This window comes from Arthrobacter sp. 05T420 (genome assembly GCF_056396305.1).
In genome coordinates this window covers 95725-109751 of sequence record NZ_JBFTLG010000001.1, presented here as the reverse complement: position 1 = coordinate 109751, position 14027 = coordinate 95725, and the positions used below count along the sequence as shown (strand labels likewise).

Annotated in this window: 15 protein-coding genes and 1 tRNA gene; 6 read left to right on the top strand and 10 right to left on the bottom strand. The window is 67.5% G+C overall.

Annotated elements, in window-relative coordinates; genetic code table 11:
- Positions 1–147: 147 nt before the first annotated feature.
- The 4 genes from rplK to AC1DEM_RS00530 form a co-directional block, all read right to left on the bottom strand.
- Entirely contained in the window at positions 148–579 is a 432-nt protein-coding gene (gene rplK, locus AC1DEM_RS00545) for a 50S ribosomal protein L11 (RefSeq protein WP_018773647.1), read from the bottom strand.
- Between the two features lie 130 nt (positions 580–709).
- Positions 710–1603 (bottom strand): transcription termination/antitermination protein NusG, encoded by an 894-nt coding sequence (nusG, locus tag AC1DEM_RS00540; RefSeq protein WP_476882631.1) that lies wholly within the window; start codon positions 1601–1603, stop codon positions 710–712.
- Positions 1604–1715: 112 nt separating this feature from the next.
- Complete coding sequence (gene secE / locus AC1DEM_RS00535; RefSeq protein WP_090952848.1) at positions 1716–2000, bottom strand: preprotein translocase subunit SecE; 285 nt, start codon at positions 1998–2000, stop codon at positions 1716–1718.
- A gap of 79 nt (positions 2001–2079) precedes the next feature.
- A tRNA-Trp gene (locus AC1DEM_RS00530) sits at positions 2080–2152 on the bottom strand.
- 277 nt (positions 2153–2429) lie between these two features.
- Between AC1DEM_RS00530 and AC1DEM_RS00525 the strand changes: the two genes are divergently transcribed.
- The gene (locus tag AC1DEM_RS00525) at positions 2430–3647 is read left to right on the top strand and encodes a pyridoxal phosphate-dependent aminotransferase (RefSeq protein ID WP_476882630.1); all 1218 of its coding nucleotides are present in this window, start codon (positions 2430–2432) and stop codon (positions 3645–3647) included.
- A gap of 84 nt (positions 3648–3731) precedes the next feature.
- Here the strand turns inward: AC1DEM_RS00525 and AC1DEM_RS00520 are convergent, their stop codons facing one another.
- Together AC1DEM_RS00520 and AC1DEM_RS00515 are read right to left on the bottom strand one after the other, a co-directional pair.
- Complete coding sequence (locus AC1DEM_RS00520; protein WP_476882629.1) at positions 3732–4403, bottom strand: LuxR C-terminal-related transcriptional regulator; 672 nt, start codon at positions 4401–4403, stop codon at positions 3732–3734.
- Positions 4404–4426: 23 nt separating this feature from the next.
- Positions 4427–5824, bottom strand: a complete 1398-nt coding sequence (locus tag AC1DEM_RS00515) for an ATP-binding protein (RefSeq protein WP_476882628.1) — start codon at positions 5822–5824, stop codon at positions 4427–4429.
- 124 nt (positions 5825–5948) lie between these two features.
- Between AC1DEM_RS00515 and AC1DEM_RS00510 the strand changes: the two genes are divergently transcribed.
- The 5 genes from AC1DEM_RS00510 (at position 5949) to AC1DEM_RS00490 (ending at position 10112) form a co-directional block, all read left to right on the top strand.
- Positions 5949–7550: a PspC domain-containing protein gene (locus tag AC1DEM_RS00510; RefSeq protein WP_476882627.1), complete on the top strand. Its 1602-nt coding sequence runs from the start codon at positions 5949–5951 to the stop codon at positions 7548–7550.
- A 1-nt stretch (position 7551) separates the two neighbouring features.
- Positions 7552–7815: a hypothetical protein gene (locus AC1DEM_RS00505; protein WP_476882626.1), complete on the top strand. Its 264-nt coding sequence runs from the start codon at positions 7552–7554 to the stop codon at positions 7813–7815.
- Positions 7816–7818: 3 nt separating this feature from the next.
- Positions 7819–8073 (top strand): PspC domain-containing protein, encoded by a 255-nt coding sequence (locus tag AC1DEM_RS00500; protein WP_476882625.1) that lies wholly within the window; start codon positions 7819–7821, stop codon positions 8071–8073.
- A 210-nt stretch (positions 8074–8283) separates the two neighbouring features.
- Complete coding sequence (locus AC1DEM_RS00495; RefSeq protein WP_277526295.1) at positions 8284–9309, top strand: 6-phosphofructokinase; 1026 nt, start codon at positions 8284–8286, stop codon at positions 9307–9309.
- 92 nt (positions 9310–9401) lie between these two features.
- Positions 9402–10112 carry a GNAT family N-acetyltransferase gene (locus AC1DEM_RS00490; RefSeq protein WP_476882624.1) on the top strand — a complete coding sequence of 237 codons (711 nt, stop codon included), beginning with the start codon at positions 9402–9404 and terminating at the stop codon, positions 10110–10112.
- Between the two features lie 17 nt (positions 10113–10129).
- On the opposite strand, the gene AC1DEM_RS00485 is transcribed toward AC1DEM_RS00490, so the two are convergent.
- The 4 genes from AC1DEM_RS00485 to ygfZ all read right to left on the bottom strand — a co-directional run bounded on the left by AC1DEM_RS00485 (position 10130) and on the right by ygfZ (position 14017).
- Positions 10130–11716 carry an MFS transporter gene (locus AC1DEM_RS00485; protein ID WP_476882623.1) on the bottom strand — a complete coding sequence of 529 codons (1587 nt, stop codon included), beginning with the start codon at positions 11714–11716 and terminating at the stop codon, positions 10130–10132.
- A gap of 82 nt (positions 11717–11798) precedes the next feature.
- Entirely contained in the window at positions 11799–12362 is a 564-nt protein-coding gene (locus AC1DEM_RS00480; RefSeq protein WP_476882622.1) for a PadR family transcriptional regulator, read from the bottom strand.
- Between the two features lie 147 nt (positions 12363–12509).
- Positions 12510–12938, bottom strand: coding sequence for an ankyrin repeat domain-containing protein (locus tag AC1DEM_RS00475; RefSeq protein WP_476882621.1), 429 nt, complete (start codon positions 12936–12938; stop codon positions 12510–12512).
- Positions 12935–14017 carry a CAF17-like 4Fe-4S cluster assembly/insertion protein YgfZ gene (gene ygfZ / locus AC1DEM_RS00470; protein ID WP_476882620.1) on the bottom strand — a complete coding sequence of 361 codons (1083 nt, stop codon included), beginning with the start codon at positions 14015–14017 and terminating at the stop codon, positions 12935–12937. Before ygfZ ends, AC1DEM_RS00475 begins: the two co-directional genes overlap by 4 nt.
- Positions 14018–14027 lie beyond the last annotated feature (10 nt).

Here is a 14027-nt window from a genome sequence, read left to right as displayed (position 1 = left end):
ACCGCGCTGGGCCCTGCCACAGGCGGTATTCCGGCTGGTTTAACTTCCGGAACTCCGCTTTTCATTGTTTAGGTGGTGCCGGCTGGCCGGCGGTGCTGACGGTCGTCGTGCCCGGTTTCCCGAACCCGGCGCATCAGCGGTGGGGAATTAACCCTCGACGGTGATACCCATGGAGCGGGCGGTGCCGGCGATGATCTTCGCTGCGCCTTCGAGGCTGGTGGCGTTGAGGTCTTCCATCTTGGTGGTGGCGATCTCGTTGACCTGGGCCTGGGTCAGCTTGGCAACCTTGACGGTGTGCGGGGTAGCTGAACCCTTGGCGACGCCTGCAGCCTTCTTGATGAGCTCTGCAGCCGGCGGGGTCTTGGTGATGAACGTGAAGGAACGGTCTTCGTAGACCGTGATCTCCACGGGGATAACGTTGCCGCGCTGGGCTTCCGTCGCAGCGTTGTACGCCTTGCAGAATTCCATGATGTTGACACCGTGCTGGCCAAGCGCAGGACCGATCGGCGGGGCCGGGTTAGCGGCACCTGCCTGGATCTGCAGCTTGATGAGGCCGGTGACCTTCTTCTTGGGAGCCAATGTAGGTCCTTCTCTCAAATACGTCCTGGGGCACAGGAGCGTGCCTCAGGTTGGTGGCCGCCATGGCAAGGCGGCCGGCCGCTCCGTGGCTGCTAAGCGGGCAGCCCGGGGCGAATTCTAAAGGGAACAGCTAGATCTTGCTGACCTGGTTGAACGCCAGGGTGACCGGAGTCTCGCGCTCGAAGATGGACACCAGCACCACGAGGGTCTGGGAATCGATCTTGATCTCGGAGATCGTCGCGGGGAGGGTCTCGAACGGGCCTTCCTTGACGATGACGGATTCGCCAACCTCGAAGTCGACGTCGACCTGGGCGGCGGCGTGCTTGACCGGCTTGCCCTTCTCGGCCTGCTCTTCTTCGAAGACCGGGGCGAGCATGGAGAAAACCTCATCAAGGCGCAGCGGGACCGGATTGTGGGCGTTGCCCACAAAACCGGTGACGCCGGGGGTGTGGCGGACGGCGCCCCAGGAAGCGTCCGTCAGGTCCATGCGGACCAGGACGTAACCGGGGATGCGGACGCGGTTGATGACCTTGCGCTGAGCGTTCTTGATCTCAACGACTTCCTCCATCGGCACCTGGATTTCGAAGATGTAATCTTCCATGTCCAGGGTCTGGATGCGGGTCTCAAGGTTGGCCTTGACCCGGTTCTCGTAGCCTGCGTAGGAGTGGATGACGTACCAGTCACCCTCCTGGCGGCGCAGCTTGGCCTTGAACTCGTCGGCGGGGTCGACCTCGGCCTTGGCGGCCGCGGCTGCCAGCGCGTCGGCGTCAGTGTCCTCGGCGTCAGAGTCTTCGGCGTCCGTGTCTTCAGCGCCTTCGGCGTCGGTATCAACAGCGACGACGGCGTCAGCATCTGCTGCCTCTGCGTCTTCTTCTGCAGCTACTTCGTCCGTGGCTTCGGCCTCGTCAGTGACGTCGGAATCGGGCGCAGCAGACACAGCCTCGGACTCTTCCGCGGCTTCCACCGCGGCGTCCTGGCTCTTATCCAGCTCAGTCTCAGTTACCTCGAGCTCCTGCTCAGACACTTGGTCTCCTGCTTCCTCATTGCCTAACATGCCTATTTAAATGACTCAATTCCGCACACTCCGTGGAATCTCCGGTTTCCCGGGCATCCACGCAGTCTGCGGACCGGTCGCCTTAGCTGTTCGTGGGGCCGCTGCCGCCGAAGACCCAGCTGACCGCGGTCCCGAAGGCCAAGTCCAGCAGGGTGACGATCACCATCATGATGGTCACGAACACCAGCACGACGAGCGTGTAGTTGATCAGTTCTTTACGGGTCGGTGCGACGACCTTCTTCAGTTCGCCAATGACCTGGCGAATGAAGATCGCGATGCGAGCGAAGAAGCCGGGCTTGGCGGCATTCTTGGCGGGGCGGCCTTTGGAGCTGCTGGCAGCTGTTTCGGTCACCTGGTCCTCACTCATCCTCGCAATGATCGGATACCCGGCTCTGAACTGAACCATGGTTGCTGCGCTTGTTCCGGATGACCCGGAACAGCATGCGCAGGGCAGACAGGACTCGAACCTGCAACCTGCGGTTTTGGAGACCGCTGCGCTACCAATTGCGCCACTACCCTTCGGGGTGAAAATTCGCTCCGGCCAACGCTTTCCCCAGGCTTCCCTGAGGCGCAGGCCATCATCGTGTTTTCAACACCGGAGAACCAGTCTACGCAACAACTGCGCCTACGTCGAACCGGCCCTCTTCCGGACCCCTGCGTGTCTTCGCAAACCAACTGACAGCCGTCAGTCATATTCGCGTTCAGGCACCCCGGGGGATCCGCTGAACAGCATAGAGTAGATTTCGTCGAATCCCATATCCAGCCTTCCAGCTGCAAGCGAAGAACGGACCCGCCCATGTCTGCTGCCCGCATTTCCCAGCGCATTTCCGCCATAGCCGAATCCGCAACTCTGGCCGTCGATGCCAAGGCGAAGGCGCTGAAGGCAGCCGGCCGGCCGGTCATCGGCTTCGGCGCCGGGGAACCCGATTTTCCGACGCCCGGCTACATTGTGCAGGCCGCCATCGAGGCCGCCAGCCAGCCGAAGTACCACCGCTACTCCCCCGCCGGCGGGCTGCCGGAGCTGAAGCAGGCCATCGCAGACAAGACCTTCCGGGATTCCGGCTACAAGGCCGAGGCATCCCAGGTGCTGGTGACCAACGGCGGCAAGCAGGCCGTCTACAACACCTTCGCCACCCTCCTGGATCCGGGCGACGAGGTCATTGTTCCCACCCCGTTCTGGACCACGTACCCCGAGGCCATCCGGCTAGGCGGCGGCGTGCCGGTGGAGGTCTTCGCCGGGCCCGAGCAGGGCTACCTTGTCACCGTTGACCAGCTGGAAGCGGCCCTCACGGAGCGCACCAAGATCCTGCTCTTCGTCTCCCCCTCCAACCCCACCGGCGCCGTGTACTCGCCGGAGCAGGTCAAAGAGATCGGCCAGTGGGCAGCGTCCAAGGGCCTCTGGGTTGTCACCGACGAGATCTACGAGCACCTGACGTACGACGGCGTGCCGTTCACGTCGATCGCCACCGCGGTTCCCGAGCTCGGCGACAAGGTGGTCATCCTCAACGGCGTCGCCAAGACTTATGCCATGACCGGCTGGCGCGTGGGCTGGATGATTGGGCCGGCAGATGTCATCAAGGCCGCCACCAACCTGCAGTCCCACGCGACGTCAAACGTTTCCAACATCCCCCAGGTCGCCGCCCTCGCGGCCGTTTCCGGGCCGTTGACCGCCGTCGACGAGATGAAGGTGGCATTTGACCGCCGCCGCAAGGCAATCGTCGCGGGCCTGAACGCCATTGACGGCGTTGACTGCCCGACGCCGAAGGGCGCGTTCTACGTGTACGCGGACGTCCGCGCGCTGCTGGGCAAGGAGTTCCCGTCCGCGAACGGTCCGGTGCGGCCGGGAACCTCTGCCGAACTCGCGGCGCTGATCCTGGACGAGGTCGAGGTCGCTGTTGTTCCCGGCGAGGCGTTCGGCCCGTCCGGCTACCTGCGCCTGTCCTACGCGCTCGGCGACGACGACCTGGCCACGGGCGTCGCCCGCCTGCAGGACTTCCTCGGCAAGGCGAAGTAGGCAGTCCCAACCCCCCGATGCGCTATCCCTTAGGGGCCTTATTGCCGCGGCAAGAGGACCCTAAGGGATAGCGCATCATTTGGTTTAGAGCAGGCGGCGTTCGGCGGCCCATCGGGTCAGCTCGTGGCGGCTGGAGAGCTGGAGCTTGCGCAGCACGGCAGAGACGTGGGTTTCGACTGTCTTGATCGAGATGAACAGTTCCTTGGCCACCTCCTTGTAGCTGTACCCGCGGGCGATCAGGCGCATCACTTCGAGCTCGCGCGCCGAGAGCTTGTCCAGCTCGTCGTCGGCGATGTCCGCGGGGGCCGTGCCGAACGCGTCCAGGACGAAGCCCGCCAGCCGGGGCGAGAAGACGGCGTCGCCGCCGGCCACCCTGCGGACGGCGCCGCTGATCTCCGCACCGGAAATTGTCTTCGTCACGTAGCCGCGCGCGCCGGCCCGGATCACGGACACGACGTCTTCCGCCGCGTCGGAGACGCTCAAGGCCAGGAACCGTGTGGTGCCCAGCAGCGGCGCCGAGCCGGCCAGGACCTCGCGTCCGCCGCCACCACGGCCGCCGGGCAGGTGGACGTCGAGCAGCACGACGTCGGGGCGCTGGGCTGCGATGACGGCGATTGCCTCCTCCACGGTTCCGGCCTCCCCCGCGACGACGATGTCCGGGTCCAGGTCCGCTTTCAATCCGGAGCGGAAGATGGCGTGGTCGTCCACGATCACCACCCGAACCGGTACCGGGTTTCCTGGCGGTGTTCCTGGCAATTTGTTTCCTGGTGCTGGGCTGGTCACTGCTTGGCCTCTCCGTTGGCGTTGTTGGCGGCAGCCGCAGCGCCGGCGGATGCGGCGGTGGCGGGCAGCCGGAGCCGCACCTCGGTGCCGTCCGGGCTGCTGATGATGGCGGCGGTGCCGCCGTGGCGGTTCATCCGGCCGATGATCGATTCCCGTACGCCGAGCCGGTCCGGGGGAACCGCATCCGGGTCGAAGCCCGGTCCCCTGTCCTTGACGAAAACTTCTGCGGCGGCGTCGGTGACTTCCAGGTATACGGACACGGGACCGCCGCCGTGCCGTGCGGCGTTGAGCATGGCCTCGCGGGCTGCCTGGACGAGGGCCTCGTGGCGCTGGGTCATGACGCAGTCCCCCACGCTGACCACTTCGACCGCGTGGCCCAGGGCGTCCTCGACCTCTGCGGCGGCGGACGTGATGCCCGCGGACAGCTGCCCGGATTCCTTGTCGGCGTCCCGGTACAGCCAGCCGCGCAGTTCCCGCTCCTGCGCGCGGGCCAGCCGGATGACGTCGTGCTCGTTACCGGCCCGGCGCTGGATCAGGGCGAGGGTCTGCAGCACGGAGTCATGGAGGTGGGCGGCGATCTCGGCGCGCTCGGTGGCTCGCACCCGTCCGGCGCGTTCGGTTTCCAGGTCGCGCCAGAACTTCAGCCCCCATGGCAGCAGCACCAGGGCCACTCCGCCGAGCACGGCCACCGAGGCCAGGAGCGCCAGCCAGGTCTGTTCCCATGATCCCGAGCCGGACACCATCACCAGGACGCCGGCCACCACGAGGGCGAGCCCGGCTGCGAGGCGCGCCCAGCCGCCAGCCTGGTCTGCTTTGGTCTTGTCCACCAGCCCCGCCCGGCGGGTCTCGTCCAGTTGCATCCAGGCGATCGCGGCACCGCCCAGGATCGCCGCGACCGGGATCAGGGTGCCGAGGGGCACGTCGACGCCGAGGAGCCGGGCGATCAGGATCCCGGCGGCCAGCAACAGACCTGCGCCGAGCAGGATCTCCTTGCCGAAGGGCATACCCGGCACCTTGGACCACCAGGACCCCGGCGTCGGCGTCCCGGGTGTGCCGGGGCTACCGGGCCCTGTCGGAACTCCGGGGGTGCCCGGGGCGCCGGCGGCTGCCGGGGTGGCGGGGACTCCGAGGGCATCCGGCGAGCTGACTGCCGGGGCGATGGGCGACGCCGGGCGGCGGGCGTTGCGCCGGGCGCTTTCATCCGCTGTGGGGACCATGATCCAGAGCCAGGCGTAGAAGGCCACGCCGGCGCCGCCCGCGAGCGCAGCCACCGCCATGCCGATCCTGACCATCCGCACCGGCCAGCCCAGGTGGTTGGCGAGGCCCGCGCAAACGCCGGCAATCACGCGATCGCTGCTGCGGACCAGCGGCGGGCGGGCGGGCGCGGTTGTCATGCATCAATCCAAGCACGGATTGGGGTTCCCCGGACGCGTTTCGGGGCCCAACCGGGGGCCACTCAGGGACCGTTCAGGGTGTTCCCCAGTAGAGCCCGGCGCCGGGAACGGGAAGGATCGAAGTATGAACCCGCACACTCCGCACCCCGATGAAGGCCCGGCTTCCGCAGACCGGCCAGCCACGGACGCACCCTCCGCAGAACGTCCAGACACAGGACGTCCGGACGCAGAACTTCCGGACGCAGAAGCCCCGGACACGGAACGTCCAGCCACAAACCAGCCCGCCGGCCCTCCGGAAGGCTCCGGACCGGTCGGCCCGCCGCCGATGGAGCCGCCGCCGCTTTACCCGCCCGGCGACCCGAATGGACCGTTCCCCGGCCGGCAGCCACAGAACTTCTTCGACTGGATCCGCAGCCAGGGCATCCACCGCGGCCGCGACCGCTGGATCGGCGGTGTGGCCAGCGGCATAGCCCACCGTCTCGGCGTCGATCCCCTGATCATTCGCGGCGTCCTGATCGTCCTGACCATTTTCGCCGGAATCGGCGTCCTCGCCTACGGTCTGGCCTGGGCGCTGCTGCCCGAACCTGACGGCCGCATTCACGTCCAGGAGGCCGCCGCAGGACGGTGGACGGCCGGCATGACCGGGGCCCTCATCACCTCGGTTGTCGGTTTCCCCAGCCTGGGCAGCGGTGTCTGGGGCTGGGACCGCTTCGGCTTTGGCGCCTTCGTCTGGACCGTCTTCTGGGTGGGCGGCGCCATCTACCTCGTCTACTACCTGACCCAGCGCAATAAGATCCGGAACGGAGCCAATCCCATGCCAGCGCGCTACGAGTCCAGCAGCCCGGCCGGCGCCGCGACTTTTGCGGGCAGCTCCCGCACCGGCGCCGGGCAGCAGTCCGCCGGGAGCTTCCCCATTGGAGGGTTCGCCCAGGGCGGCGGACCGGCCTATGGCCGCCCCGTCGACGGCTCCGCAGTCTTCGGCTCCGGCCCGGACTGGGGTCCGCCCCCGCCGTCTGGCCCCATCCCGCCCGGTCCTGTTCCGCCCGGCGGCTTTGGCCCGGGATCCGGGGCCACCCCGCCGCCTCCCTCCGCACCGCGCAGTCCTGGCCCCGGCACCCCGGCCGTCGCCATTACCGTCGGCTCGGCCCTCTTGGTGGGCGGCGGCATCAAGGCCCTCGACGCCGCCAACGTGATCGATCTCGGTGACGCCGGCAATGCCCTGGTCTGGGCGATCGGCGCGGCCATCCTGGGTCTCGGGATCCTGGTCGCCGGGTTGCGGGGCCGGACCTCCGGAATCCTGGGGTTCTTCGCGGTGGTGGCCCTGCTGATCGGCGCAATCTTCAGCGTGGTCCCGCACGGGGACCGGTTCCATTTCCAGAACGCCGACTGGACGCCGTCGAGTATCGAACAGGCCAGCGGCGGCTTCGAAATCACCGGCGGCGCCGGGACTGTGGACCTGACCAAGCTGGCGCTGCATCCGCCCCTGGGCTCCGACGTCGTTGTTCCGATCGACGCGACGGCCAGCAACCTCACCGTTGTCATCCCCGCCACCGTCCCCGTGCAGGTCCAGGCGGACATGACCATGGGCAACCTCCACGACGGCAACCAGGACCGCGGCGGCATGATGAAGCAGCAAACCGACTACAACACCTCGCAGCCGGGGGCCCGGATGGTCCTGAAGATCTCCGGCACCGTCAGCAACGTGACTATCAAGGAAGGCAACTGACATGAGCAGCTATGACGACTCGCGGCCGGACGCCGCCGGGCAGGACTTGGAAGCGGGCTCCCCCGCCCGGGTGGGCACGGTGGTCTGGGGACTGACAGTGGTGGCATTGGCCGCGCTGATCATCATTTCCCGGCTCGGCATCGTGGCCCTCAACGGCACCTATGTCCTGATCGGGCTGATGATCGGAGCCGGGGCCGCCCTGATCGTGGGCGGACTGGTCTCGGCACGCAGGCGTGACAATAAGTCAACGACAGGGAAGTCTTGAACCATGGATAAATTCTTCGACACCATCCGGGGCTTCGGCCTGAAACGTGGTCCGCAGCGCTGGCTTGGCGGCGTCTGCGGCGGCATTGCCGCCAAACTAAATGTTGATGTGGCCTACGTCCGGATCGCCTACCTGCTCCTGGGTCTGCTCCCCGGGCCGGCATTCGTCGTCTACATCGTGGCGTGGCTGCTCCTGCCGGACCAGCGCAACGCAATCGCCCTCGAAAGCTTCCTCTCGAAGCGTTCCTCCCGGCCCTGACGTCGACCACAGGCCGCGATCACAGGCCTTCCCGGCCCGCGGCCTTCGGCTCCCGGTCGCTGCGCGCACCACGCAAGGGTGCCCCTGCCTTGAAGGCGGGGGCACCCTTTTGTAACCGTTTGTGTCCTGCCCCACACCCGCCACTAGACTCTAGGTGAGCTCAGCGTGGCGCTCTGCCTGTACCCCTTCAAACCAGGATTTGAGCCAGACATGAAAATTGGAATCCTCACCAGCGGCGGAGACTGCCCCGGCCTGAACGCCGTCATCCGCGGCGCCGTCCTCAAGGGAATCGCCGTCCACGGCCAGCAGTTCGTAGGATTCAAGGATGGCTGGCGCGGCGTTGTTGAGGGCGACATCGTGGAGATTCCCCGCACCATGGTCCGCGGCATCGCCAAGCAGGGCGGCACCATCCTCGGCACGTCCCGCACCAACCCGTTTGAGAACGGCGGCGGACCGGACGTCATCAAAGCCAACATGGACCGGCTCGGGATCGACGCCATCATCGCCATCGGCGGCGAAGGCACTCTGGCCGCCGCAAAACGGCTCACCGACGCCGGCCTCAAGATCGTGGGCGTGCCCAAGACGGTCGACAACGATCTGGATGCCACGGACTACACCTTCGGCTTCGACACCGCCGTGGAAATCGCCACAGAGGCAATCGACCGGCTGCGTACCACCGGGGAGTCCCACCACCGCTGCATGATTGCCGAAGTCATGGGACGGCACGTGGGCTGGATCGCTTTGCACGCCGGCATGGCCTCAGGCGCCCACGCCATCCTGATCCCGGAGCAGAAGGCCTCCATGGAGCAGATCGCCGAGTGGGTCATCTCGGCCCACGACCGTGGCCGTGCCCCGCTGCTTGTGGTCGCCGAGGGGTTCGTGCCCGAAGGCCAGGAGTCCCCGCACTCGGAACGCGGCCTCGACACCTTTGGCCGCCCCCGCCTCGGCGGCATCGCCGAAATGCTGGCGCCCGAGCTGGAGGCACGCACCGGCATCGAGACGCGCGCGACGGTCCTTGGCCACATCCAGCGCGGTGGCGTCCCGACGGCGTTCGACCGCGTCCTGGCCACCCGCCTGGGCATGGCTGCCATCGATTCGGTGGTGGAAAAGCGCTGGGGCACGATGGTGTCGCTGCACGGCACGGATATTGTGCACGTGGGTTTCGACGCCGCGCTCGGCAACCTCAAATCCGTACCTCAGAGCCGCTACGACGAGGCCGCTGTACTCTTCGGCTAGGCGGCGTCATCAGCTGAGCGGCCCGCAGGCCCGGAACGGGTGGACTGCCCGATCCGGCCGGTAGCCCGGCCCGCGGTGGGTAGGGTTGATTCATGACTCTTGAGCCCGGTTCCGCTGAAATTGTCCAGCTTGCCTGGGCGCGTCGCTTGGGGTTCGACGACGGCGCGTTCGCAGCTGCCGCCGGCGTACGGCTCACCCGGGCGGACGAGAGCGCCCGGGCGGTGCAGTTCGTCCGCCTGTTCGGCAACTCCGCCCTGGTGGGCCCGCAATGGGCGCTGGACGCCGCCGTCGGTCTCGCCGACGAGGAACTGGCCCAGCACGTGACCCTGCTGACCATCACCCGCGGGCACGGCGGCCACGGGCTGGGCGCCGCCGCGCTCTTCTTCGCCGACGACCTCCCCCTGCAGCAGCCTTCCGAGGAACTGACCGTTTCGCACGGGAATCCGGAAGCGATCGAACTGGAGACGTTCTGCCCGCCCGATGACGTCAACGAGGTGGGCCTCGCCGAACTCGAACACCGCTTCACCGTCCTGCATCTGGAAGACGGGCGCCGGACACCCGTGGCCTGCGGGGCCTACGCCGAATGGGAAGGGCTCCTGGCCCATCTTGGCGTGCTGGTCGCGCCCGAATGGCGGCGCCGCGGCCTGGGCAAGCTGGCCGCCTCGATAGCCGCCCACGAAGCCCTGGCCGCCGGGCTGACGCTGCAGTGGCGTTCAGAGGTCAGCAACAAGGGTTCGCTGGCGTTGGCCCGCAGCCTGGGTTTGTCCGCCGGCGGCATCCAGACCAGCGTCCTGCTGGGCTGATCCGGATGCCCGCCAGGCTAGCCGCGCTCCGCGGCGGCCTTCTCCGCACCCGCGCCGCCCGCCGGGGCCAGGCCCGTACCGGGACCTGACACCGCATCGGCACCCGACTCCTTACCCGCAACTGCGGCAGGGCCCGGCTCGCCCCAGCCTTGGACCGGTTTGGGTTTGGCGAAGAAGAGCGTCACGGCAGCGCCGAGCAGAATGACCGCCGCCGGCAGCACGATGGATTGGGCCATCGCCGTCGAGAACCCCTCGTGGAGCGCCTCCGGCAAGGCGCCGCCGAAGCCCATCGGGCTGGCGTTTGCGCCCTCTCCGGGCCGGGCGGGGAGCTCGGCCGCCAGCCGCGCCTGGATGAGGACCGCAATGGCGGCACTGCCGAGCACGGCGCCAATCTGGCGGGTGGTGTTGTAGACGCCCGAGCCGGCTCCGGCCTGCCGCGGCGGCAGGTTGCGCGTGACGGTGGAGCTCAACGGCGCCCAAATGCCCGCATTGGCGAAGCCCAGAACAGCGCTAGGCAGCAGGAACAGCAAGATGGGCGTGTCCGGGTGCATCAGCAGGGCATTCCAGAACAGCGCCACGGACATCAGGACCAGGCCGGCCGCGGTGATGAATTTCGGGTTGACCTTGTCGATGATCCGGCCGACGACCGGGGCGAGGCCGCCCGAGATCAGCGCCATCGGCACCATCATGAGCGCCGACTGGGTCGGCGTCAGGCCGCGGACGATCTGGTAGTAGAAGATCAGGGGCAGGCTGAACGCCGTGACGGTGAAGCCCACAGTGGTGATCGCAATATTTGCGAGCGAGAAGTTCCGGTCCTTGAATAGGGACAGCGGCAGCAGCGGTTCGCCCTTGTTGAACCGCTGCCACAGGACAAAGACCACCAGAACGGCGATGCCGCTGATGATCAGGCCCCAGACAGTAATGGGACCGGCGATGGTGCCCCAGTCGTACGTCTCACCCTCTTGGATGCCGAAGACCAGCAGGAACAGGCCGAGGGCGCTGAGCAGCACCCCGGGAATGTCGAACTTGTGCGGGTGGGTGGTCAGCGAAGGGACAAAACGCTGGGCGAGGATGAAGCCGACAATACCGACCGGGACGTTGATGAAGAAGATCCATTCCCAGCCGAGGCCGTCCACCAGCACGCCGCCGAGAATCGGGCCGACCAAGGTGGCGACGCCGGCGGTGGCGCCCCAGATGCCCATGGCCGCGCCGCGGCGGTCCGGGGGGAAGATCCGGGTAATGACTGCCATGGTCTGCGGCGTCATCATGGCAGCGCCGAGGCCCTGGACCACGCGGGCGCCAATGAGGGTCTGGACGTCGCCGGAGAGGCCGCACCACAGCGATGCCATGGTGAAGACGACAAGTCCGGAGAGGTAGAGCTTCTTCGGTCCGAACCGGTCGCCGAGCCGGCCTGTGATGAGCAGCGGCACGGCGTAGGCGAGCAGGTAGGCGCTGGTCACCCAGATCACCGAGTTGATGTCAGTGTTGAGGCCCTCCATGATGCTCGGATTGGCCACCGAGACGATGGTGGTGTCGATCAGGATCATGAAGAAGCCGATCACCAGGGACCAGAGTGCCGGCCATGGCCGGGCTACGTTTTCCATGGGGTTCCTTAGGGGCTGGTGTGAACGTTGGACGGGCTAAGTGGTGGGGCGGCGAGGTCCCGGCCGGGGGTTCTGAAAGGGTTCACCACGGCAGTTCGCCGGAGTGGAGCTGGTCCTGAAGGCTGCGGATCCAGGCGATTTCGGCCTGCAGCGTGCACTGCTGGAGCTGGACATCGATCCAGTACTTGCGCTCGACGCCTTTTTTCTTCAGCAGTTGCTCGCCGGAGACCAGGAAGTCGAGCTGCTCCTGCAGTGCCTGAAGCCGCCGGTCGAGGAGTTCGACGACGACGCCGGCAGGGAGGTTGTACGCCTCGGAGATGGCCAGCGGGAAGGACGGGTATTCGTTGACCGGGGTGGCCAGCATGTCCTGCAGCCACTTCGTGAACGCTTCCCTGCCGGCTGCCGAGATGGTGTAGGTGGTCCGTTCCGGACGGTTGCCTCCCCGGTCCGTTCCCGTCGCTGCGACGAGGCCCTGCTCTTCGAGCCGTCCGACGGCGTGATAGAGCGTTCCTGGCCGGACCTTGACCAGCCGGTCCTCGTGCCGTGCGATCAGCAGCTGGTACATCTCATAGGGATGCACCGGATGTTCCACGAGCAAGGAGAGTGCGGCGACACCCAGCGGTGTCAGTGCTGTTGCCCGGGCCATGGTGCTGTCCTCTTCGGTCTAAATTGCGATTACTCCACTTAATATTATTCCACGTGGAGTATTTGGGGGCAATCTTCCCCGGGTCAGCCCCGCCGGGCATCACCTTGGTTGGCCCGGACCGGTCTGTCAGCGTGTCGTCAGGGTTCGTCAGCCGAGAAGGGCCAGGATCTCCGTGCGGGCGAACATCTGCGCGGCGGCCCGCGCGGTGGGGGTGCCGGCGTCGGGGTCGGCCCCGGCGTCCAGCAGCTCCCGGGCGACGTCCGTGTAGCCCTTGAAGACAGCACCTGCCAGCGGCGTCTGGCCGCGGTCGTTGGGCGCGTTGGCGTCGCCGCCGTGGTCCAGGATCAGCCGGACGGTGCCGGCGTGACCGTGGTAGGCCGCCAGCATGAGGAGGGAGTCGCCGGAAGAGGTGGTCAGCGTGGCCGGCGCGCCGGCGCCCAGATAGCTGCCCAGCAGCGCGGAGTTGCCCTCGCGGGCAGCATCGAAGAGCGTGTGGGCCAGCGCCAGCGTCTCGTCGTCGGGCGCGGCCCCAACGCTGTCCGGCAGGGACGAGTCCAGCGGGGACTCGCTGCTCATCGGGTGCCCCGCAGGAAGCCGGTCTGGCGGCCCACCACCTGGCCGGCGTCGGGCGCCACAATCACTTCCTGGGCCGCGGCGTATGGTTCGTCACCGTCCATCACGGTCAGGACGTCGGCCGGGGCGACGGAGCGCTTGATCACGGCCAGGGCCACGGGGCCCATCTCGTAGTGCTGCGCCACGGAGGTCACGGTGCCCACCTTGCGGTCGCCGTTACGCACCTCGCTACCGACGGCGGGCAAGGTGTGCTGGGAGCCGTCGAGCTGGAGGAACACGAGCCGCCGCGGCGGGTGGCCCAGGTTGTGGACGCGGGCAATCGTCTCCTGGCCCTTGTAGCAGCCCTTGGCCAGGTGCACAGCGGTGCGGAGGAGGTCGAGCTCGTGCGGGATGGTTTTGTCGTCGGTTTCCGCGCCCCACCGGGGCCTCCACGCAGCGATCCGCAGCGCCTCTGAAGCCAGGGTGCCGGCGAGGGCACGCTCGCCCACAGTCGCGACCAGCTCGGCCGCGGGGACGATGTACTCGAACCACGGCCGTTCGAGTCCGGGGTGGGCGTCCTCACCCACCACCGCATAGGAGTAGCCGCCTGCACCAACATGCGGCCACGGGTCTTCCCAGACCTGGAGCGCAGACCATTCCGGGATGCGCTGGGTGGCGCCGAGCACGGCCCAGTCCGCGGAGACATCGGCGATCTCGACCCGGAGCATGAACTTCATTTTGTTCAGCCATTCGGCGAGCGGGCCGGCTTCGGCTCCCTCGACGATCAGCCAGGTGGTTGCGCCGTCGTCCACCACCCGGGCGTCGAACTCGATCCGGCCCTGCACGCTCAGCAACAGCAGTTCGGTGGACTGGCCGGGGGTCAGGGCAGTGAGCTGCTGGGAGGACAGGGTGTTGAGCCAGCTGAGGCGGTCCGGCCCGCTGACCGTGACCACGCCGCGGTTTGAGAGATCGACGACGGCGGCGCCGGCAGCCAGCGCCCGCTGCTCCCGGAGCGGCTCGCCGTAGTGGGCGGCGACGCCGGCGTCGGGACCGCTGGCCTCGACCGCGGCCGGGCGCGACAACAGGGGGCTTTTGATAGTCATATTGAGAGGA

Coding starts and splice junctions, on each gene's coding strand:
- AC1DEM_RS00475 (WP_476882621.1), bottom strand. CDS start 12,938: ATGAGCAGCGAGTCCCCGCTGGACTCGTCCCTGCCGGACAGCGTTGGG.
- ygfZ (WP_476882620.1), bottom strand. CDS start 14,017: ATGACTATCAAAAGCCCCCTGTTGTCGCGCCCGGCCGCGGTCGAGGCC.
- AC1DEM_RS00515 (WP_476882628.1), bottom strand. CDS start 5,824: ATGACAACCGCGCCCGCCCGCCCGCCGCTGGTCCGCAGCAGCGATCGC.
- AC1DEM_RS00510 (WP_476882627.1), top strand. CDS start 5,949: ATGAACCCGCACACTCCGCACCCCGATGAAGGCCCGGCTTCCGCAGAC.
- AC1DEM_RS00490 (WP_476882624.1), top strand. CDS start 9,402: ATGACTCTTGAGCCCGGTTCCGCTGAAATTGTCCAGCTTGCCTGGGCG.
- AC1DEM_RS00505 (WP_476882626.1), top strand. CDS start 7,552: ATGAGCAGCTATGACGACTCGCGGCCGGACGCCGCCGGGCAGGACTTG.
- AC1DEM_RS00495 (WP_277526295.1), top strand. CDS start 8,284: ATGAAAATTGGAATCCTCACCAGCGGCGGAGACTGCCCCGGCCTGAAC.
- AC1DEM_RS00480 (WP_476882622.1), bottom strand. CDS start 12,362: ATGGCCCGGGCAACAGCACTGACACCGCTGGGTGTCGCCGCACTCTCC.
- AC1DEM_RS00485 (WP_476882623.1), bottom strand. CDS start 11,716: ATGGAAAACGTAGCCCGGCCATGGCCGGCACTCTGGTCCCTGGTGATC.
- AC1DEM_RS00525 (WP_476882630.1), top strand. CDS start 2,430: ATGTCTGCTGCCCGCATTTCCCAGCGCATTTCCGCCATAGCCGAATCC.
- secE (WP_090952848.1), bottom strand. CDS start 2,000: ATGAGTGAGGACCAGGTGACCGAAACAGCTGCCAGCAGCTCCAAAGGC.
- AC1DEM_RS00500 (WP_476882625.1), top strand. CDS start 7,819: ATGGATAAATTCTTCGACACCATCCGGGGCTTCGGCCTGAAACGTGGT.